20 protein-coding genes are annotated in these 21,066 nt (G+C 43.7%); 4 read left to right on the top strand and 16 right to left on the bottom strand.

Annotation, left to right across the window (positions count from 1 at the left end):
* Positions 1–8: 8 nt before the first annotated feature.
* From qoxD to LCM10_RS10610, 6 genes are all read right to left on the bottom strand, one after another.
* Entirely contained in the window at positions 9–302 is a 294-nt protein-coding gene (qoxD, locus tag LCM10_RS10635; RefSeq protein ID WP_224876240.1) for a cytochrome aa3 quinol oxidase subunit IV, read from the bottom strand.
* Entirely contained in the window at positions 302–913 is a 612-nt protein-coding gene (gene qoxC, locus LCM10_RS10630; protein WP_224876239.1) for a cytochrome aa3 quinol oxidase subunit III, read from the bottom strand. Before qoxC ends, qoxD begins: the two co-directional genes overlap by 1 nt.
* A 2-nt stretch (positions 914–915) precedes the next feature.
* A complete protein-coding gene (gene qoxB / locus LCM10_RS10625; RefSeq protein WP_224876238.1) occupies positions 916–2,883 on the bottom strand; it encodes a cytochrome aa3 quinol oxidase subunit I in 1,968 nt (655 codons plus the stop codon).
* Positions 2,884–2,901: 18 nt separating this feature from the next.
* Positions 2,902–3,921: a cytochrome aa3 quinol oxidase subunit II gene (gene qoxA / locus LCM10_RS10620; protein WP_224876237.1), complete on the bottom strand. Its 1,020-nt coding sequence runs from the start codon at positions 3,919–3,921 to the stop codon at positions 2,902–2,904.
* Positions 3,922–5,000: 1,079 nt separating this feature from the next.
* Positions 5,001–7,106, bottom strand: a complete 2,106-nt coding sequence (locus LCM10_RS10615) for a heavy metal translocating P-type ATPase (RefSeq protein WP_224876236.1) — start codon at positions 7,104–7,106, stop codon at positions 5,001–5,003.
* A 15-nt stretch (positions 7,107–7,121) separates the two neighbouring features.
* Complete coding sequence (locus LCM10_RS10610) at positions 7,122–7,484, bottom strand: ArsR/SmtB family transcription factor (RefSeq protein ID WP_224876235.1); 363 nt, start codon at positions 7,482–7,484, stop codon at positions 7,122–7,124.
* Between the two features lie 157 nt (positions 7,485–7,641).
* On the opposite strand from LCM10_RS10610, the gene LCM10_RS10605 reads away from it, so the two are divergent.
* Both LCM10_RS10605 and LCM10_RS10600 read left to right on the top strand, forming a co-directional pair.
* Positions 7,642–8,559 (top strand): YIEGIA family protein, encoded by a 918-nt coding sequence (locus LCM10_RS10605; RefSeq protein ID WP_224876234.1) that lies wholly within the window; start codon positions 7,642–7,644, stop codon positions 8,557–8,559.
* 6 nt (positions 8,560–8,565) lie between these two features.
* Positions 8,566–8,772, top strand: coding sequence for a capping complex subunit for YIEGIA (locus tag LCM10_RS10600; protein ID WP_224876233.1), 207 nt, complete (start codon positions 8,566–8,568; stop codon positions 8,770–8,772).
* Between the two features lie 54 nt (positions 8,773–8,826).
* Here LCM10_RS10600 and aspA read toward each other — a convergent pair whose 3' ends face one another.
* The 8 genes from aspA to LCM10_RS10560 form a co-directional block, all read right to left on the bottom strand.
* A complete protein-coding gene (gene aspA, locus LCM10_RS10595) occupies positions 8,827–10,257 on the bottom strand; it encodes an aspartate ammonia-lyase (protein ID WP_224876232.1) in 1,431 nt (476 codons plus the stop codon).
* Between the two features lie 156 nt (positions 10,258–10,413).
* The gene (locus LCM10_RS10590) at positions 10,414–11,205 is read right to left on the bottom strand and encodes a LysM peptidoglycan-binding domain-containing protein (protein ID WP_224876231.1); all 792 of its coding nucleotides are present in this window, start codon (positions 11,203–11,205) and stop codon (positions 10,414–10,416) included.
* Between the two features lie 135 nt (positions 11,206–11,340).
* Positions 11,341–11,988: a glycosyltransferase gene (locus tag LCM10_RS10585; RefSeq protein ID WP_224876230.1), complete on the bottom strand. Its 648-nt coding sequence runs from the start codon at positions 11,986–11,988 to the stop codon at positions 11,341–11,343.
* Positions 11,989–12,033: 45 nt separating this feature from the next.
* Complete coding sequence (locus LCM10_RS10580) at positions 12,034–12,894, bottom strand: dTDP-4-dehydrorhamnose reductase family protein (RefSeq protein WP_224876229.1); 861 nt, start codon at positions 12,892–12,894, stop codon at positions 12,034–12,036.
* Positions 12,891–13,883 (bottom strand): polysaccharide biosynthesis protein, encoded by a 993-nt coding sequence (locus tag LCM10_RS10575; RefSeq protein ID WP_224876228.1) that lies wholly within the window; start codon positions 13,881–13,883, stop codon positions 12,891–12,893. The genes LCM10_RS10580 and LCM10_RS10575 overlap by 4 nt, the downstream gene beginning before the upstream one ends.
* 174 nt (positions 13,884–14,057) lie before the next feature.
* Entirely contained in the window at positions 14,058–14,369 is a 312-nt protein-coding gene (locus LCM10_RS10570) for a hypothetical protein (protein WP_224876227.1), read from the bottom strand.
* 172 nt (positions 14,370–14,541) lie between these two features.
* Positions 14,542–14,862, bottom strand: a complete 321-nt coding sequence (locus tag LCM10_RS10565; protein ID WP_224876226.1) for a hypothetical protein — start codon at positions 14,860–14,862, stop codon at positions 14,542–14,544.
* 95 nt (positions 14,863–14,957) lie between these two features.
* Positions 14,958–16,148: a glycosyltransferase gene (locus LCM10_RS10560; RefSeq protein ID WP_224876225.1), complete on the bottom strand. Its 1,191-nt coding sequence runs from the start codon at positions 16,146–16,148 to the stop codon at positions 14,958–14,960.
* 145 nt (positions 16,149–16,293) lie between these two features.
* Between LCM10_RS10560 and LCM10_RS10555 the strand changes: the two genes are divergently transcribed.
* A complete protein-coding gene (locus LCM10_RS10555; protein ID WP_224876224.1) occupies positions 16,294–17,577 on the top strand; it encodes a glycosyltransferase in 1,284 nt (427 codons plus the stop codon).
* Between the two features lie 97 nt (positions 17,578–17,674).
* Here the strand turns inward: LCM10_RS10555 and LCM10_RS10550 are convergent, their stop codons facing one another.
* Positions 17,675–19,573: a hypothetical protein gene (locus tag LCM10_RS10550; RefSeq protein WP_224876223.1), complete on the bottom strand. Its 1,899-nt coding sequence runs from the start codon at positions 19,571–19,573 to the stop codon at positions 17,675–17,677.
* Positions 19,574–19,832: 259 nt separating this feature from the next.
* Here LCM10_RS10550 and LCM10_RS10545 point away from each other — a divergent pair, with 259 nt between their 5' ends.
* On the top strand, positions 19,833–20,156 hold the full coding sequence (locus tag LCM10_RS10545; protein WP_224876222.1) for a hypothetical protein: 324 nt from the start codon (positions 19,833–19,835) through the stop codon (positions 20,154–20,156).
* A gap of 454 nt (positions 20,157–20,610) precedes the next feature.
* Here LCM10_RS10545 and LCM10_RS10540 read toward each other — a convergent pair whose 3' ends face one another.
* Positions 20,611–20,958, bottom strand: a complete 348-nt coding sequence (locus tag LCM10_RS10540) for a hypothetical protein (RefSeq protein WP_412103386.1) — start codon at positions 20,956–20,958, stop codon at positions 20,611–20,613.
* Between the last annotated feature and the right edge of the window lie 108 nt (positions 20,959–21,066).

The raw sequence follows: 21,066 nt of genomic DNA, 5'->3' as shown, positions 1-21,066 counted from the left end.
TCCCACTCTTAGTGCATGCTGCTCATGACCCAGACGGATCCGGCTACGATGACGATGGCGATGAAGCTTGCTGAAAGCATCTTCCCTACCTGCCATTTGCCTTCTCCTTCTGTTACGTGCATGAACATAAACAACTGGATTGCCGCTTGCAGGAAAGCAAGGACGAAGACAATCGCGACGATCGTACCGTACGCAAGATCTGTGTAAAGTCCCCACCAGACAGCAAGGAACGTCAATCCTACCGACAAAATAAATCCAATGACTTGAGTCCAAGGTATACGGCTGTGGTTGTTATGTGACATTATCCCACCATCCCTAGTAAGTACACGCTTGTAAACACGAAAATCCAGACGAAGTCAAGGAAGTGCCAGTACAAGCTGGATACAAATAGTTTTTTAGCAGTATCAGGGTTCAATCCCTGTTTCTTCACTTGGAACATCACAAGTAAGATCCACATGATCCCCATAGATACGTGAAGTCCGTGCGTACCTGTCAACAGATAGAACGATGACCAGTATGCGTTGGTCCCCATGGCAGCTCCTTCATGGATCAAGTGGATGAACTCCGAGATCTCCATGTAAAGGAACCCTGCGCCGAAGAGCAATGTGATGATCAACCAGACCATCATCCCTTTGACGTTTCTTCTTCTTAATTCATTGATCGATAAACCAGACGTAAAACTACTGATCAATAGTAGCATCGTCATGATGATCGTATTCGTAAGATCAAACACTTCACCAGGCATCGGTCCGTCGACGTTTCCACCTTTTAAGGCGAAGAATGTCGCGAAAATGGTCGCGAACAGCGCCATTTCCGCTCCGAGGAAGATCCAGAAGCCGAAGATGTTCAGCTTCCCGATTTCCGATTGATATTCCAGTGGCGTGTTTGGATCTACATTTGTGCTATGTGCCATATTCACGCCTCCCTCTTAAAGCGATTTTCAGTTTCTTCGATTTCTTCCACGCTTACATAGTACCCTTTATCGTATTCGTGTGAAGTGAGTGAGCGCTGAGCCATCGTTCCAAGGATACCGATTAGGCCAAGGATCGCCATCCACCATAATTCGAATACGAGTCCGAATCCTGCGACAAAGAAGAAGCCGGACATGATGAATGGTGCCCCCGCATTGTGCGGCATATGGATTGGCTTATAATCAGCCTTCTCACTGCTTTTAGCCGTATCTTTTCGTTCTTGCTTCATGTAATAGAAAGCATCGACACTCTTCACCTCAGGCACATGCGCGAAGTTGTAGTGAGGCGGAATCGCTGAGCTAGTCGCCCATTCAAGTGTGCGTCCGTCCCAAGCGTCGCCAGACACTTCTCTTTCAGAGTAACGGTAGCTGTAGTACACGTTGTAGACGATGACCATGAATCCGATACCCATCGCTGCCGCTCCGACAGATGAGATGACATTGAGTGCTGTCCATCCATCTTCAGGACCATACGTGTACACACGTCTTGGCATACCCGCAAAACCTAATACGAATTGCGGAAGGAAACATACGTTGAATCCGATTGAGAATAACCAGAATGCCCATTTTCCGATGCGTTCGTTCATCTTGATACCGAACATCTTCGGATACCAGTAGACAAGACCTGCGAAGCAGGCAAATACGACACCGGCAATCAGCGTATAGTGGAAGTGAGCCACTAGGAAATAGTTATTGTGATATTGGAAGTCAGCTGCGGCCATACCTAGCATGACCCCAGTCACCCCACCGATCAGGAATGTCGGGATGAATGCGACCGACCACATCATAGGGGTCGTGAATTCGATCCTTCCCTTATACAGGGTCCCGAGCCAGTTGAATATCTTGATCCCGGTCGGTATGGCGATCGCCATGGTCGTGATCGAGAATACACTGTTCACTGCAGCACTTCCGCCCATCGTGAAGAAGTGGTGGACCCACACGACGAAGCTTAGTAGTGAAATGGCAGCAAGTGAGATGATCATAGATTTATAACCAAATAATGTCTTTCTTGCAAATGTAGCAATGATCTCTGAGAAAATACCGAAAGCAGGCAAGATGACGATATATACTTCCGGATGTCCCCATAACCAGAAAAGGTTCGACCAAAGCATGGCGTTCCCGCCGTCCGTCAGCGTGAAGAAATGCGTTCCGAACAAACGGTCAAATGACATAAGAGCAAGTGTTACTGTCAAGATCGGGAAAGCAAACACGATGATGAACGCCGTGATCAATGTCGTCCATGTGAACATCGGCATGCGAAGAAGCGTCATGCCTGGTGCACGCATCTTGATGATGGTTACGACAAAGTTGATCCCCGTCATCAGCGTACCGATCCCTGAGATCTGCAGACCAAGCAGGTAATAGTTGATTCCAGGTCCAGGGCTTCCTTCGACTGCAAGCGGTGCGTAGTTCGTCCAGCCGGCATCCGGTGAGCCACCGAATACGAATGACATATTGAACAAGATCGCACCGAACATGAACGACCAGAAGCTCAGGTTATTCAAGTACGGGAAGGCAACGTCCCTCGCACCGATTTGCAATGGTACGACAACGTTCATCAATCCGATCAAGAATGGCATCGCCATGAACAGGATCATGATCGTACCATGAGTCGTAAAGATTTCATTGTAGTGATGCGATGTTAAGAACTCGTTATTCGGGACCGTTAATTGGGCCCTCATCAGTAATGCATCGACCCCTCCACGGAAGAGCATGATCAATGCGGCAATGATATACATGATACCTATCTTTTTATGGTCAACACTCGTGATCCAGTCGTTCCAGAGCCATTTCCATTTCTTGAAGTACGTCAGGGACGCGACAATCGCGATGACGGTAAAGACGATGGAAATATTCGCCCCGATGATCAATGGATCATTGAGAATGAGATTATCTTTAATGAAATCAAACATGTTGAATGCCCTCCTTTCTTAGTGGTCATGTCCTTCGTTGGATTCATGTTGCTCGTGGCTATCTTCATGGTCCTTATCCATATCATGACCTTCGTGGCTTCCGTGGTCACCGTGTCCGCTATGGCCTGATTCTGCATTCACATCAGCACCATGGGATTTTTCAGTGACACCGTATTTATCACGGATCGCATAAGCGTATTCTGGATTCTTTCCGTGATCCACGATGGAAAGATGCGTGGATGAGAAGGTCATTTTTTCAACAGTGCCAGGGAGCATCAGCTTTTCATACGTCTTTTCATCGAGCTTCGGCTCACTGTCCTGGACGTCTTCCACCCAGTCTTCATACTTTCCTTCTTCCATCGCCACGAAATCGAACTTCTGGTGCGTCATGCCTTCACCCGTGAAGTTGGAGTTTCGCCCAGCATACGTACCAGGCTCATCAGCCTGTAAGTATAAGTCGTTGACCATGCCCGGCATTCCATAGATCTGGCCTCCGATCTGAGGAACCCAGAATGATGCCATCGAATCGGCAGCGGTCACTTTGAACAGAATCGGATGATCTTCAGGGACATTGACATAGTTCACCGTCTCGATCCCCTCTTCCGGATAACTGAAGATCCACTTCCAGTCGACCGCAGTCGCATGGATCACAATCGGATCTTTATGCGCAGTCGCCTTAGGGGCTTCCCTCAACTCATAAAGAGCCTTCGTGTTCGGGATTGATAAAGCGATGACGATCAATACAGGAATCAGCGTCCAGATGATCTCAAGCTTCGTACTACCGTGCATTTCCGGTTTGTAATCCCCATTCCGGCTGCTGCGATATTTTAATAGAATAAATGTAAAGAATGCTAAGACGACAACCATTATGCCGATCATGTAATAAATCGACAACATGATAAGGTCTTTCTGAACAGCTCCGACTGGTCCTTTTGGATCTAGGATGATCATGTCACTTCCAGAGCTGAAAATGATGATGAAAAATAATGAAACCAAACTGATCAACACAATCAAGTATGGCTTAAATTTATTAAACACAGGCGTTCACCTTCCTTTATGCGGAGAAATATCGTGTAGACCCATACTATCAAATTCTTATAGAAACGTACCCCTCTTTAATGCAACTGTAAACTGATTTTCGAAATTTAGACGAAGTTTATTCACAAAACGGTAACAATGTTGGAAAGATTTCCTCGTTCGACAAAAAAATAACTCCCGACGTTATACTTTGATAACATTGGGAGCGCTTTACGGTCCGATTATTCAGAATAATAATGGAATTGATATAATCTTTGTGACAAGTGATCATTAAAATTTTGTAAATTTTTTAGAGGGGTTGTTCGTTTTTTTGACAATATTTTAGGAAAATAAAATTGGGGTGTGTGGTTGTAATGCGGTGTATGTAGTGGAGAGGTTGTAATGGGGTGTGCGCGGTGGTTTCCTTAAATGGGTTAGAGTGGAGGTTGCACATTGATGATTATTCATAAAAGGGTCACTTTTAAATTGAATGTAGCGAAAAAATGATTAGTTTGAGCAGCCCGAGGGCTGTTTTGGTTGGGATGTGGTTGAAACGGTGTTTTGGGGAAAATCTGGCAAGGGTTTATGCGGGATTTGTGGAGGAGGGAGTTGGGATTTGCTCTTAATTTGGGGTTTATGCTCCTAATTGGGGAGTTATGCTCCTAATCGGGGATTTATGCTCCTAATTGGCGGTTTATGCTCCTAATCGGGGATTTATGCTCCTAACTTGAAATTTATGCTCCTAATCAGCGGTTTATGCTCCTAACTGGACATTTATGCTCCTAATCAACGGTTTAGCCTCTTAACTGGACAGTTTTGCTGCGAATTAGCAGGTTTATGCTCCTATCTGGACATTTATGCTCCTAATCAGCCGGTTAGCCTACTAACTGAACATTTATGCTCCTAATCAACGGGTTTATGCTCCTAACTGGACATTTATGCTCCTAACCAGCGTTTTATGCTCCTATCTGGACATTTATGCTCCTAATCAGAAATATATGCTCCTATAAGAATGATTCTAAATAAAGCCCCATCTCTAACCACCAGCGCCCAACCAAACAAAAGGAGCAGACGATCCCATCTGCTCCTTTTCCAAACCTTTATGCCGTTTTTTTCTTCTTCTCCCCGATCATGACGGTCAGGCTGATCAAGGTGACCAGGATGGTTGCACCCATGTCGGAAAGGATTGCGATCCATAGGGTCAATAAGCCTGGGATTGTGAGGAGTAGGGCGATCAGTTTCAGGCCGAGTGCCAGTGAGATATTGAGTTTGATGATCTTGTTCACTCTTTTGGCGATGGAGATGGCCGAAGGGAGTTTCCCCAGGTGATCTTGCATCAGCACGATGTCCGCCGTCTCGATGGCGCTGTCCGTTCCTTTCCCCATGGCGATCCCAAGGTCCGCTGTCGCCAGGGCGGGAGCGTCATTGATCCCGTCTCCGACCATGGCGGTCTTGCCTTTTGCCGTCAGCTCCTTTACCTTTTCAACTTTTTCGTTAGGTAACAGGCTGGAATAATAATCTGTCAATCCGACTTGCTTTGCGACTTTTTCCGCTGTCTTGTCATGGTCGCCGGTCAGCATGACGGCATTCTTGATGCCGGCCGCATACAGTTCCCCGATAATGGCCCTGCTTTCTTCGCGGATCTCATCGGTGACCCCGAATATTCCTAGCACTTCACTTTCACTTGATACGATCACCAGTGTGTAGCCCCCGGCCTTCAGCTCTGCGATATGCTGGGAAACTTCTTCAGCTGGTGGGAATCCGATGCTTTTTTCGTTTCCGACCCGATAAGTCTTCCCGTCCAGGACCGCTGTGACTCCCTGACCGGAGACTGTGTTGATTTCTTCGGGTTCGCGATATGACACGTCTTCGGTTGCCAGCTTTTCGATGACTGCCCTGGCAATCGGGTGGGAAGAGGATTTCTCGATGGAACCTGCCACCTCAAAGAATTCTTCCTTTTTATAGACGAACATCTTCTCGACGTAAGGGTGTCCTTTCGTCAGTGTCCCGGTCTTATCGAATGCGATGGTGTCGATTTTCCCGAGCTGTTCGAGGAACACGCCGCCTTTGACAAGGATGCCGTTCTTCGCGTTCCTGGCGATACCGGAAACGATCGCGATCGGTGAAGACAGAATCAAGGCGCATGGGCAGCCGACGATCAGGACGGCAAGCCCTTGATAGAACCAGGAGCCCCAGTCTCCGTTAAAAAGGAGCGGTGGTACAAGCATGACGAGACCCGATATCGCCATGATGAGTGGCGTATAATAGCCAGCAAATTTATTGATGAATTGCTCTGTCGGCGTCTTCGTTTCCTGCGCTTCTTCGACGAGGTGGAGGATCTTTGCCAGTGAGGAGTCTTGGTACGCCTTGCTGATCCGTACTTTCAGGACTCCTTCGTTGTTGATGCTCCCCCCGTAGACTATCTCGCCCATTTCCTTCTCGACCGGCATGGCCTCCCCGGTGATGGCGGCCTCATTGACCGAGCTTTTCCCGGATTCGACGACTCCGTCGGAAGGTATTTTCTCCCCGGACTTAACGAGCACCAGGTCGCCAATATCAAGCGAGCCGATCGGGACGATCCGTTCTTTGCCGCCACTGATCAGTACGGCTTCCTTCGGGGCGACCTTCAGCAGCTCCTCCATGGACTTCCTTGCTTTCTCCATGCCCATTCCTTCAAGGAGCTCGTTGACACCGAACAAGATCGCGACCAATGTGCCCTCTTTCCATTCCCCAATGGAAAATGCACCGACCAAGGCGATTGTCATCAACGTGTCGATATTGAATTTCAGTTTAAGCAGATTTTTTGCCCCTTTGATGAACGTCGGGTATCCACTCGTTGCCGCAGCGGTCAGGTACATGAAGACCGGTAGCAGGCTGGTCGTTTGTGTGTCCACGTAGATGGCAGAACCGAAAATGATGACTGAGAGCCCGAGCAGGATTTTCATCCGCATATTGTCCCCATGCCCATGGGAATGGTCATGGGCGTGTCCGTGTGCATGATCATCATGCTGATTCTTTACGATCGCTGCGCCGTCAGCGGTCAGGATCTTTTCGACAGATTTCATGTCCACTCCGTCTGAAAGCACCAGTTTACTGCTGTTATAAAGGATCCTGGAGCCTTCTCCGTTCTCTAATTTATTGATTTCTTCTTCCATCTCCCGTGCACAATTCCCGCATGAAAGACCTTGAAGTTTGTATTCATTCATACTATCCCCCATTCCTTAATGATGTCTGGCATGGTGTATGGTCTGCTGAAGCATATTCATGACGTGATCATCATCAGCAGAGTAATACAGGGTGGTGCCTTCGCGTCTATACTTCACCAGGCGCAAGTTCTTCAAGAATCTCAACTGGTGGGATACGGTCGTCTGAAGCAATGATAATTTTTCCGCGATATCATTGACTGAGTGTTCTTTCTGCGCAAGCAGGTGAAGGATTTTCACCCTTGTAGGCTCTGACAATGCCTTGAACGTCTGGGTCACGATGAACAGTGTCTCTTCGTCAATCTCGACACAAGGCTCTTCTTTTCCTTCCTTCTCCTTGTTCACTCTCACTAACTCCTCTTCATTATTACTTTTTCCCATGCTGACACTCCTATTCTATTTCAATATATGACAATGTGTTCATGTATTATAATATAAATGATAAAAAAAGACGGGGTGGATGTCAAACGGAATAATCCAATCATTCCCTTCTCATACTAAAGGGGATATTCACTGTAAAGCTGAGGTGATTTACTCAATGGAGACAGCTTCACTGAGTTCGTATGAATTATTTTCGATTTCCAGCGCGATCCTGATTGGAACACTTGCCAGGATTTTGACCATCAAGGAAGATTTCCGGCAATATCCAAGTTACCCGAACGGCCTTCTCATCCACCTGATCACAGGCTTTGTCGCTGCTTCACTCGGAGCAGTCGCCATTCCCGCCTTATTATCAAAAAATTTCGTGGCCGTGACCTTTCTTACATTGGCCATCCAGCAATTCAGGGATGTGAGGAAGATGGAGAAGGAAAGTTTAAGTGACTTGGAAGAAACAGAATACACAGTCAGGGGAAAGGCATACATCGATGGGATCGCTAAAACGTTTGAATCCAGGAATTATATCGCCTTCATCGTCTCACTCACGACATCGATCAGCATTTCGTTCCTACATAATCCCCTCAAGATCGGAAACCTTTATGTTTGCTTGGCCGGAGGTGCACTGATCGGCTTTGCTCTTTTTTACTATTTGAAAAGATTTACAAAAGGAAAGACGATCGGGGATATAGCCGAAGTAAAGGAAGGAAAAGTGGAAGTCAAGGACTCTTCCCTCTTTGTGGATGGGATGTATGTCAGTAATCTTCTTGGAACTGATAACGCGGAAAAGCTATTCTCTGAGGAAGGAATGGCTGTCGTCATTTATCCGAATGAGAACCATTTCAGGATCAACCTGGACAATTTTGGTCAGCGACAGGCTGCACTGTTCGAAGCATGCCGGGCCTTGGGCGTGAAGCGGTATCAGTTCACGCGGAAGGACTATGAGGAAGGACGGGTCATGATCGCGCTTGTCCCGATCAAACGTGATATCGATGCTTTCATTGAATCGGTGAAAAAGTGTCCTTTGCTTGAAAGCACCAAAAAATCGCATGCGGTCATGCAAACCAATTTGAAAGGGTGAGAATCTATGGGAAGGGAAAGCTCCATGAAGCCTCCTTATCAAATACTCGCATACTTGACCTCGGACCGCGACAGGGTCATAAGCGGTGGCCCGCTGCTATTATACAGCGATGACAAAGAAGCATTGAAACAGATGACCGTCGATATCGCAAAAGGGATGAAAGCGGACGTTGTTCAAATGACCAATGGGGATTACCTGGTCATCCGATTATAAAAGATTGATAAAAGAGCCCTGTCATCCCAAGCGGCAATGACAGGGCTCTTATTTTTATTCACGGTCGAACAGCAATTTCCCGGCAATCCCCGGGTTCGTCATTTCAAACGGATTCAAAATCAAGTCAAGTTCCTCTTCTGTCAGGACATCATATTCGAGACAAAGTTCCCTTACTGATTTTCCTTTCAAAATCGCTTCGCGTGCAATCCTTGATACGACTTCATAACCAAGGTGCGGATTGACGGCCGTGATGATGCCGACGCTCTTCTCCACATATTCCTTCATGCGGTCTTCGTTCGCTTCGATTCCGCTCAGGCAGTTATCGGTGAAGCTTCTGAAGGCGTTGTTCATGATGCTGATGGATTGCAGGAGATTGAAGACGAGCACGGGCTCCATGACGTTCAGTTCAAGCTGTCCTGCTTCTGATGCAAGTGAAATGGTCTGGTCGTTCCCGATGACCTGGAATGCGACCTGGTTGATCAGTTCAGGCATGACCGGATTCACTTTACCAGGCATGATGGATGAACCAGGCTGTCTTGCGGGAAGCGAAATCTCGCCCAGTCCGGCACGTGGCCCAGATGCCATCAAGCGCAAATCATTTGCGATCTTGGACATATTGGTCATGCATACCTTCAAAGTAGAAGAAACCTCTGTGTATGCATCCGTATTCTGGGTCGCATCGACAAGGTGCTCCGCTCCCGTGAGAGGCAACCCGCTGATTTCAGCCAGATGCTTCACGACACTTTCTATATAAGCAGGGTCTGCATTCAATCCGGTCCCTACTGCCGTCGCTCCCATGTTCACTTCATACAGGTGCTCACGTGTGCGGCCGATCCGCTTGATGTCACGCTCAACCACACGGCTGTATGCTTCAAATTCCTGACCCAGTCTGATCGGTACAGCGTCCTGAAGGTGGGTGCGTCCCATTTTGATGACGTGATCAAATTCCTGTGCTTTCTTTCTGAAAACACTCAGCATATCTTCCATTGTGACCAAAAGCTTGTCCAACAATTTCAGGGTTGAAATGTGGATGACCGTCGGGAAGACGTCATTGGTCGATTGCGCCATATTCACGTGGCTGTTCGGGCTGACTTTCCCGTACTCACCCTTCTCATGGGAAAGCAGCTCCAGGGCACGATTGGCGATGACTTCGTTCGCGTTCATGTTGATCGATGTCCCCGCGCCTCCCTGGATCGGGTCTACGATGAAATAGTCATGCAGCTTCCCTTCAAGGATTTCGTCACAGGCCTTCACGATCGCCTGTCCGATTCCATCATAAAGACGCGTTGTTTCCATATTCGCAAGTGCTGCCGCTTTCTTGACGACCGCCAGTGCATCGATCATTTCTTTATGAATTTTATAACCCGTCACAGGGAAGTTCTCGACTGCCCTGAGCGTCTGGATTCCATAATATACATGCTCAGGCACTTCTTTTTGCCCGAGGAAATCTTTTTCTACTCTGTAGCCTTTAGTAGCCGTTGTCATGTCTCTACCCCTCTTGTTCGATTTGAGTACTACCATTCGAGATTCTATCAATTTATGGGGGAGTAAGCAATGTTTTTCGGCTGGCTGATCAGGAAAAAATCGCCCTGTTCCACTAATAGAAAAAGCGCACTTCCTCAATGAAATGCGCTTTTCCATTTAGTTGACTGAAATGACGGCCCCATTCTTATGGATGACTGTCACCAACTGTCCTGATTTCTTCTGATACGATTCAGCTGTTCCATAAGGGACCTTCAAGACAAATTCCTCTTTGTCATCTTTGAATTCAACCGAAAAACTGTCCACCGCTCCGATGATGGCAGCCTGTGATACTTCTGCCTCTCCTGGTATGAATAAGTTCTGTCCGATCAAGACCATATCCAGTTGCAGTCCATTGGCTTTGGCGACTGATTCAGGCTTGAGCCCATAGCGATGAGAGATCCCCCAGAGCGTGTCGCCCGGCAAGACCGTATAAAACTCACCCACTTCACTGGATGATTGTCCTGCTGGCAAGGATAGATCCTCACCAATCTTGATTTGATCGCTGGCCTTTTTATTAAGATACGTGATTTCCTCGACTGTCATCCCGTGTTGTTTAGCAAGACTGTAAAGGGTGTCCCCTCTTTTGACCGTATAGGAAAATAGTTCATTATGATTGGGTTTGTCTGGAACAAGCAATTGCTGTCCGGCCATGATCTTATCGGATGCCAAGGCGTTTGCTTCCATCAATTGCTCGACCGTCACTTCATATTTTTTTGCCAAGCTATATAATGTATCATTCTTCTTGACTGTGTATTCTGTACTGCACGCGCCGGCTTTTCCGTTGGCGAGAAGGAGTGCGGTGATCGTGCCGGCTGCGGTTGCCGCGACGATCTTTTTATTTCTCGACCTGGCTTTCTGTTTACGAGCGTCTGCTATTCTGTGTTTTCGTTTCATTGTGATTGCAGTCAATTTTACATCCCCCAATGTGATCGTTAAAATGTCTTCAACCCTATATCATTCGAACGTAGGAGGTCTTTTTGAGGGTGTAAGATAAAAATGTTCCTTCAAAACCATTTATATCCTTTTAGAAAGGGAAGGTTAGCATCACTTTGAACGAAACCAATTCGCAACTGAAAGGTTCCTTCCATGTATATGCCAGATAAAGTTATTTGCGTTATCAACATTATGGTCTTTTAATCCGTTCTTAGACCATGCCTCTCTCCACTGAATATCATCAATATTGGTATTATCTTGGATGTTCAGTAGGATTTCATACGCTTTACGGCTAAAAGCAAGCGTCCCCGGCATCAGGAAATGATGTCCTGGAAAATCACCACCTAGACTCCCGTATTTACCTTTTGACATGAAATGATTATTCAGTTGATATCCTGCGTATGAACTAAGGATGTCACACTGATTCCCTTGGAAGTAATCAACGATTGTTTTGACATAATCTTTTTTGTAGATGTCATCATCATCCATTTTAACGTAAAGATCATATGATGATGGACATTGTGAGATGGTCGTGATGGCATTCGTATGGGTGCTTGAATTTTTATGGTATTGGACGACAAATCGTTGATCGATGATGTCTTCAAATAATGCCTCGTAGTTAGCGATGTCAGATTCGTTGTCATACATAATCCCTATAGAGTGGGTTAGATCTGTATAAGACTGATTCTTCGTATTAAGCATGCACTGACGAAGCATGTACGGTCTTTGGTACGAAGGTGTGAATAATAAGACTTTCATAATGAACCCCTTTCTTTATTCCATTTCTATTGATGTTGCGATTTTTCAACCTTGAGAATATGCAGTGTAAAGACGCTTGTGCTCTTTCATCCATTGGTTAAGCTCCATGAGCATGTCATGATAATCGGGGACCATGTACTTGAAGTCACTCCGAGTATTCACAAGGGACTTATCGACCCTTTGGACAGATCTTCGGACAATTTTGACATCCTTTTTGTCAAACACGTCCTTCACCATCATGAGCAAATCATATTTGGATACCTTCCTTTCACTGGCCAAATGAAGCAATCCACTCATATCACGTTGGATGATCCAATCAATTGCTTTTGCCAGTTCAAGCGTTGTGACACCGTTCCAAAATGCATTGTCAAAACCCTGGACTGTTCCAGTTTGAGTCATGAACCAGTTAAAGAGCCCGATGCCATCCTCCTTCAATTCAGGTCCGATGATCGAAGTTCTGATCGTGACATGTTGATCACCAGTTACTTCCCCTAAATTTTTTGTCATGGCATAGATTGAAAGTCCATCTTTAAGATCATCCTCAGTGTAGTTACCGGCTTGTCCTGAGAAGACACAATCGGTACTGATGTGAAGCAGCTTGTACCCCAGTTCATTCCCGTAATTCGCTAATTTGTGAGGTAACAAACCATTTATATAGATCGATTCTTCCAGTCTGATACTTGCATCTTCATTTAAGATTCCAACAGCATTGATCACGATATCTGGTCTGATTTCATTTAATAGTTGGTACGTTTCATCATCTTCAGTTACATCTAACGCAAACGCGTTTTTTTCATCACTTTGTTGACGTGTGGTAAAAAACAGTTCATACAGTGGATTTCCCTTTAAGTAATGGAGAATTAAATGACCAGCCATCCCCCTCCCGCCAAGCACCAAAATCTTCATGACAAGAATCCTCCTTTAAGAAGTAATTCCTTTATTTCTGCTTTGTTCATTAAGTCCAAGTTGGATTCATATTTTTGAATTTTCACCTTTGGGAGATGACTGTATTTATGTTGGAGTGGCTCTGAAGCATTTGCTGGGAGAATGATGTAATAATCTTGGCTATATTCATAGCTAGTGGAGGACTCATGTTCAGATATGAGGACTTCATTTATTTTCTCTCCTGGACGAATACCGACATCTACTAGGGATAGAGACTCTTTTGAAAGACTGTCGATCATGACCTCTGCAAGGTCTACAATCTTACAGGCCTTCATTTTCATCACAAATGTTTCACCACCGATGGAATCCATTGCAGCAGTGAACAGTAATTGAATCGCATCTTCAATGGTCAGGAAAAACCTTGTCATTTCTTTTGATGTAATCGGGATATCTTTTCCGTTTTCTATCAACTCTTTAAAGAAAGGCACAACACTTCCATTTGTCCCTAACACATTACCACCACGTATACAGACGAATTTTGTGCCACTCGAGGATTGATTCGCGGATACTATTAATTTTTCTCCGATTGCTTTCGTCATCCCGTACAAATTATTAGGACTTACTGCTTTATCACTTGAAACATCTATTACTTTTTTTACCCCTTGCGTCATACTGGCTCGAATGACGTTTTCGGTTCCCGTTACATTGGTCTTAAGCGCTTCTAAAGGCTGCTCTTCACAAATCGGCACACTTTTTAACGCAGCCAGGTGGAACACATAGTCGACATCCTTGCACGCTTCTAAAAGTGAGTGATAATCCCGAACATCCCCAATGGTGAATGTAAGTTTTTGTTGTTGATGTTGAAAGAGTCTTTTCATCTTTACTTGAGCGTATTCATTCCTTGAGAACAGGCGTACTTCTTTGGGATCGAAACGTAACAATTGCCTCACTAGTTCATATCCCCATGAACCCGTCGCTCCAGTAACGAGTATGATCATATCCTTAAACATTACGGTGCCCCCTTCTTCTCCAAGAAAACAATTTATACTATACTATGCATGGAATTTAATAATGTATAGGACATGTCCCAAATGATTATAAAAAGGCACTAGGTTGTTGATCAATCATGAAAAAAAGGACAGTTCCTTTAGAAGAAATGCCCTTTTCGAACTCTCCACGCTATATTAAGAATTTTGTGATGGCGGTATATCCAATACATCTTCTAGTTTGAATTGCAGTAACATTTGTGTTTTCAGTGCAGTCTTTAACGTTTTGTTAACGGAATCGTTCACATCCATTAGATCACAGATATTTTTTGCCACCACTCCTGAACCCGGTAAAGTACCCAGGACCGCTTGGATTTTTTCAGCCTCGGCATTAATGATATGGGCTAAACCAAGCTCTTCAAACGCGATTGAAGCTAACAATAGATTAATGACATCTTCACGATCGATATCAATGGAAGGTGTTACATTGGGGATATTAGGAAAAGACATTCATTTCAACTCCCTTTTGTTTATTCTATGTACCATATTCCAAAAATCACGATAAGTTCTAGGCGAATCCCCAATTTCCCCCCCTGATTTCACCAAGGGGCAATATCTCCTAAAAACGCCAATAGGACATTGCTGAACAGCAATGTCCTATCTTTTCCAATTATTTTCATCTTTATGGAATTGGAATAATAGGCGTTTCTGGAATTTCCAACACGTCTTCTAGTTTGAATTGCAGTAACATCTGTGTCTTCAATGCCGTTTTCAACGTACTGTTCACAGAATCATTCACTTCCAATAACTCATCAATCGTAGTGGCACGAACCTGAGTAGTCGGTAATGTACCAATCACAGCTTGAATCTTTTCAGCTTCAGCATTGATGATATGGGCAAGTCCAAGCTCTTCAAATGCAATAGAAGCCAACAATAAATTAATGACATCTTCACGATCGATATCAATGGAAGGTGTTACATTGGGGATATTAGGAAAAGACATTCATTTCAACTCCTTTCTGTTTATATTAAATACTATATTCAAGGCGACAAGGGGATGTTTAGACAGGCACCTACTTTTGTCGCCCTTACTATGACCTATTTTTCATCAAACTCTCCGATTACTCTATTAATTATCTGTTGTTCCTCTGGATGAAGCTTTCGAATGGTGGTATCGATTTCCCTTTGGTCACAAGTATCGATCATATCTGCGAGGTTCTCCATTGCATCTTTATAGTGAGGCGCAACACATAAAGACTTCATCATGGACAACATGGCATCTTCCTTTTGACCGGACTCCCGTTCACAAAGACCGATATAATACCATGCTCTAAAAGAGCCGGCTCCTTTTAGAATCAAATGAGCCACATTGTCTTCCCCCATCTTTATACATTCATGAAAGCACTGAATGGAAGCTTCATAGCTTTCAAGATGGTATAAAATGATACCTTTGAGAAAGGTTAAATCTACATAATCAGGATACATCCTGATGGCTTTATCAATTCCATGCAAAGCAAGGTCGAACCTACCCATTGCGATTAAGATGGAATACTTCAATTTATATACCATGGATGGGGGTAGCGTCTTATTCTGAAGGAAGGATAGTATTGATAAGTTAGTACGCTCTAGAGCTTCATTGTATTGCTTCCCGTTATAATGTTCCAAGGCTAGGTAATAGTGAGCCCAGTAAACATTTTCCCCACTGTCGATTTGGGCCTCCAGCATGCTTATATTCCGTTTCGCTTTTTCTTTTTTTTCTATTACGGAATTGAGATAACCATAATGATAGACGTTGATACCCAAGTAACCCACCCGATCCTTAGGAATACTAGTAAGATCTAAACGTTCATGCATCTTATTCACAAAAAGGATGCCGCTATTCTTGAACAGTCTCGTATGAGCAATTTCGCTCGTATTATTCTCATCGATGGTATCTCCATGGTAATTGATTAAACGTACATTTAAAGCGTCATAGTTTTGGTCATCTATGCATCCTTTAAGTTCCTTTTTATCTATTTGTTCTAACTCCTCATCAGCATCCAGCCAGATGATCCAATCCCCTGAAGCCTGTTTGATTCCATGGTTCCTGGCTTCTGCGAAGCTGCCGTTCCATTCATATGCAAGAACCTTTGCATCGTATGCTTCACATATTTCGACTGTTCGATCTGAAGAACCTGTATCAACGATGATCATTTCATCTACTATATCCTTTACACTTTCTAAACAACGAGCGATAGATTCTTCCTCATTTTTAACGATCATGCACAATGTTAATTGAATTTCATGCAAAATCTTTCCCACCTTTCGATTCTCTATACTGTAGTATATTAAGTTCGCATATTTATTCTATGGGCATCTCGGTAAAATAATTAGGCCATCATTTATCGGTGCGCGGAATATAATACAATAAGTATCCAAGAATGGAGGAACCTTAATGAAAGTAGCATTACTGACCATGTTTAATGGGTTAGGAAGCACTTATTCACTAGTTAATATTGTTGCCGAACAATTAAAGATGCTTCTTGATAATGAAATCGAAGTCAAACTGTTAGTAAGTCAACACTGTCCGGAACGTGATAAATACGGAGTATTCCTGGATGATAGGATAGAATGGGTGAAAATAGTCAATGAGATGGATGGTGAGATCATTCACTGGGGGGATTACTCTAGCCCCGAGGGAGAAGTTCATGAGACATTCTTTCAAGAAGCAGACGTTATAGCGGCAGATTTTGTTAAGAAATTAGCAGATGTGGATGTCTGTATCATGCATGATATTCATTTCCAAGGTTGGCATTTGGTCCATAACGTTGCCATACGGAAAGCTCAGGAACAACTTCCTCACTGTAAGTTCATCGCTTTTACTCATTCAGCACCGGCAAACCGTCCTCTTAAAGTGGAGTGGCCATTTTCCGCTCGATATAGCCCTATGCCCAATACCACCTACGTTTACCCCACCCAATCAGGAATTACTGCGCTTGCTAAACAATACAATGTACCCGAAGGCAAATGCAGAGTTGTAAGTAATAGCCTGAACTTGACCGCATTCATAAGCGAAGAGGTTCATACAGTCATAAAAGACTTTGATTTCTTATCGTCCGACATTTTCGTCGTATATCCCGGTCGGTTAACCACGGGAAAGAAGTTCGAAAAAGTTGCTGCACTATGCGGAGCCATCAAGAAAGCAAGCGAACAAGATGTGAAAGTACTATTCTGCGATTTCCCATCAAGGGATATTGATTCCGAAAAGTACAAAACGTTGATTCAATTTGAGGGATGCAGAAGTGGTCTTGACTATCGTGATATGGCGTTCACCTCGGATCTCGGATTCAAACATGGCTTTCCAAGAAGAGGGGTCTTGGATCTATTATCTCTATCAAATCTATTCATCTGTCCGTCATTTTCCGAGTCATTTGGCCTTACGGTGCTAGAAGCTGCCAGTAAAGGAAACTTGCTCGTACTGAATGAAGCAGTCCCTGCCCTCGAGGAATTAGGAAAAAAATTGAATGGATATTTCATGAGATGGGATGCCCGAAATTTCGGATTTAATACAAAGGAACATTATAAACCTTCAGAACAGGCTTATTATGAGGAGCACGCAACAAAAATCATCAGTATGATGAGGGGAAACCCTGTCCTGCATGCTAAAACGATCGCCAGGCAACGGTTTTCTCCTGAATGGGTTTGGCATCATCAGTTGGAACCAATGTTAAGAGATTAGGTGGCTTGCTGAATGAATTGCTAGTAAAAAACAAAAAAAGGATGTCATCGACATCCTTTTTTCGTTTATCTCAGAGGGCATTAAATCAATATTCTACTTAAAACCCTTCTGCAATAAATTGGTACACTCCTCCTGGATTCAGAAGAGGTATATTTCCTATTGGTCCAACTTCATTATCCGCAATCGTGACATTCTCTAAAGGTACATCACCATTGTTTGTGACAGTGTATCTGAACCAAGGTTTATCTCCGGGGTTAAGGAATGGACCGACAGGAATATTCGCGTCATTCCATGTAACTCCCCCATCGGTTGATACTTCCTTCACAATCGTGATGGATGGGGTTCCTAACGTTTCAGGGGTTGGCGAGACATAAACTCCACTTGTACCAGAAGTCATGCTGAAATCAGTCGTAAGCGTGTACCAACCACCAACAAATATTCCATTACTCAATGGCTGTGTAGCGCCGATCAATAGACCACCAGGACCAGCGATCGAAGGAGCTCCTGTTGTCAACCAATACCCTGTAAAGTAGCCTCCACCACTAAAATCGCTCCCCCCTTGAATCAGCGCACCATTACCATCATCAAAGCGAGGGCCTTGCGGGTATGGTGGTAATGGGGTTGTACCGCCACCAGAAGAGTTAATATCGCCAGCAACATGAATAAAGTTTGAAGGAGTCAGTCCTCCTTGTGGAATGATGGCACCTCCACTTTGGAACTTTACTTGTCCCTGGTAACCATTCAGTGGATTAGCATCGGTATCCCAACGAAGAATGAACACATCACCCGGATCTCCCGTAATATTAATGGTACTGGAAACGGTAAATCCTGAAGTGATATTGATGACAAAGACCTCATCTATATTATTTTGGGTGTTGAGGCCATCAAGTGACGTCGATGCAACACTTGCGTAGCCCGGTGAAGCAGGAAGCGCATTAATTTGTTGAAACGCCGTTACTAGATCCGTCTCTAAACCGTTAATTAACCCGACATTGCCGGTTGAACCAAATGCTTGAGCAGGCACAACTTCCGGCGGATCATTTTGATCGACTATTCCTTGCCATGCATCTAACGTGACATCATTTGTAAAGATGGTACCCGCATAAGGCACACCACCTGATGTCCTCTCATCTGCTTGTATACCGTCAACAGCTACATCACCTACGAAACCTTTCGTGGCACCTTGCCAGTTTGCATCATTTCGTCCATCTGCGAAGAGGAACAAGTAGTTTGGAAGTTCACCTAAATTCACTCCTCCAATGACAATATCAGTTGAACCAGGCGCTAATTGTGCATTATTTAAGTTATATCCTGAAATCGCTGGAACCACTGTACTATTGAAGAACGCATTGTCAGTGTCTGAATAGAATTCATTGTTGAACGTTCCGACGGCTGCTGCTGTGTTTTCAAAGATCAATTGCTGTGATGTGGTTGTTGTCGTAGTTTCTGTTGTAGAAGTAGTAGTTTCCGTAGTCGTTGTTGTCGTCGTCTCGGTCGTTGTTGTAGAGGTAGTAGTAGTCGTTGAAGTTGTAGTAGTTTCTGTCGTCGATGTTGTTGTGGTTTCTGTTGTCGATGTTGTTGTGGTTTCTGTTGTCGATGATGTTGTAGTTTCTGTTGTTGATGTTGTGGTTTCTGTTGTTGTGGATGTTGTAGTAGTCGTTGTCGATGTTGTGGTGGATGTAGTCGATGTGGTCGTTTCGGTTATTAAATCTGATACATCTTCTAATTTAAATTGAAGCAGCATCTGTGTTTTTAACGCTGTCTTTAATACTTTGTTCACACTCTCATTCGTAGCTAATAACTCTACTAGATTTTCTGCTGCCAAATCTGTACCAGGTAATGTCCCGACAACAGCTTGTATTTTTTCCGCTTCCGCATTGATAATATGCGCAAGCCCGAGCTCTTCGAACGCAATCGATGCTAATAATAGATTGATCACATCTTCTCTCGACAAATCAATGGTCGGTGTGACATTAGGGATATTTGGAAAACTCATTTATTTTCACCTCTTTTCAAGTATTTGTATTTATTCTATGAGATGAAAGATAATATGAAAGGTATAATTGCCCAATCTTGTCCGTTTACATAAAAAAAGGCTAATAGATATAGTGTATATTGCTATTCTAGTAACTTTATATCACTTCTCTGACTAATGACAATCCAAATACTATAAAACAATCTAAACAGAAAATTTGTATTAGGACGTACCATCGGTTACATATACTTAACATGAAAAAACAGGAGGTGGATTTTTCATGTCAATGCCTAACATACCGGATATAAAACCGGATATTGAATTAAAGCGGAGAGATGTCATTAACTTATTATTGGCTTCCATTGCACTAGAAGAAATCGGCTTATCTCATATACTTAATGCTGAGGGAGAAAAGTTACAAAAAGCGATCCAATTGGCAACTTGTTTTGATGAACTACTCGATGCAAACAGAAGTGCCGAAAGGATGTTAAGATCCGTCATTAAGCAGGAAATGCTTTTGCAGTTCAAGTTGGAGGACGTATTGGAAATACCAGATTATCATCATGATCGGAAACATAAGAACAACTCCTCAAAGCAGTCATAAATACACATAAACTCCCCACATGTAGGCAATGACAAATTTCATTTCCTGTCTTGTGGGGAGTATCTTATCTTCTCATCATTCATTATGATTATCTCAACGTTCTTTTATAGAAAAACATATTGCCATTATTCTCTTTGATAGTCGTCTTTGATCGGGAGTTATTCAATGAATGATAAAGCCGTTGCAAATAAACGGATCGAAACGAATCGTGGAGGGATAATTGTTGTAATTTCTTTAATTGTAGAGTGTGCAATTCATATAGGGTTTCTTTCATCATTTCCGCACTGTGAACCCCCCTTAAATTCCCTTTACTTTCATTGAACCTTTTCTGTTCAAATGTACTTACTAATTTATTGATCGCGTTTTCATAATCTTGGAGGGACTGCTTTTTTTTTTAAACGTCTTCTCATATTTGTTTTGTAACTTTTCATCCATTCTTTACACACCCTCGAATTTATTCCCCATCTCTAAATGAATCTGACCTATCTTTATGTTTATGTTCAAGCTTGAACTTTTCCAATAAAAGCAAGACGGTTTCAAGTTTTTTTAGAAGCAGCCATTCCTTCATTGAAATGGACTCCATGACTCGATGTGTAGATTGATTAAAGGACACGATCTCTTGGTTTGTAGGGGATGTCGGGAAGTCTAAGCCTTTTCCAACAAAAGCATTGATTTTATCGGCTTCAGATGAAATCAGGTTAGAGAGAGCCATCTCTTCATCCACGATCGATTCCATAAGTTTTGCCAATACTTCTTCATTCGTTGGAGGGTTCTTGCCTTGAAAAAGATCTTCTATAATCACACTCATTACCCCTTTAGATAAATGATGTCATTATCATTATATGAGGACAACCGAAGAGTATTATTGATTTTTAACAAATTGTCCAAATAGGTATATTCTTTCCTGATA

It is taken from the genome of Rossellomorea aquimaris, from assembly GCF_020171925.1.
GTDB lineage: Bacteria > Bacillota > Bacilli > Bacillales > Bacillaceae_B > Rossellomorea > Rossellomorea aquimaris_F.
Note: the sequence above shows the minus strand (reverse complement) of the source record. Positions and strands in the feature narration are given on the sequence as shown.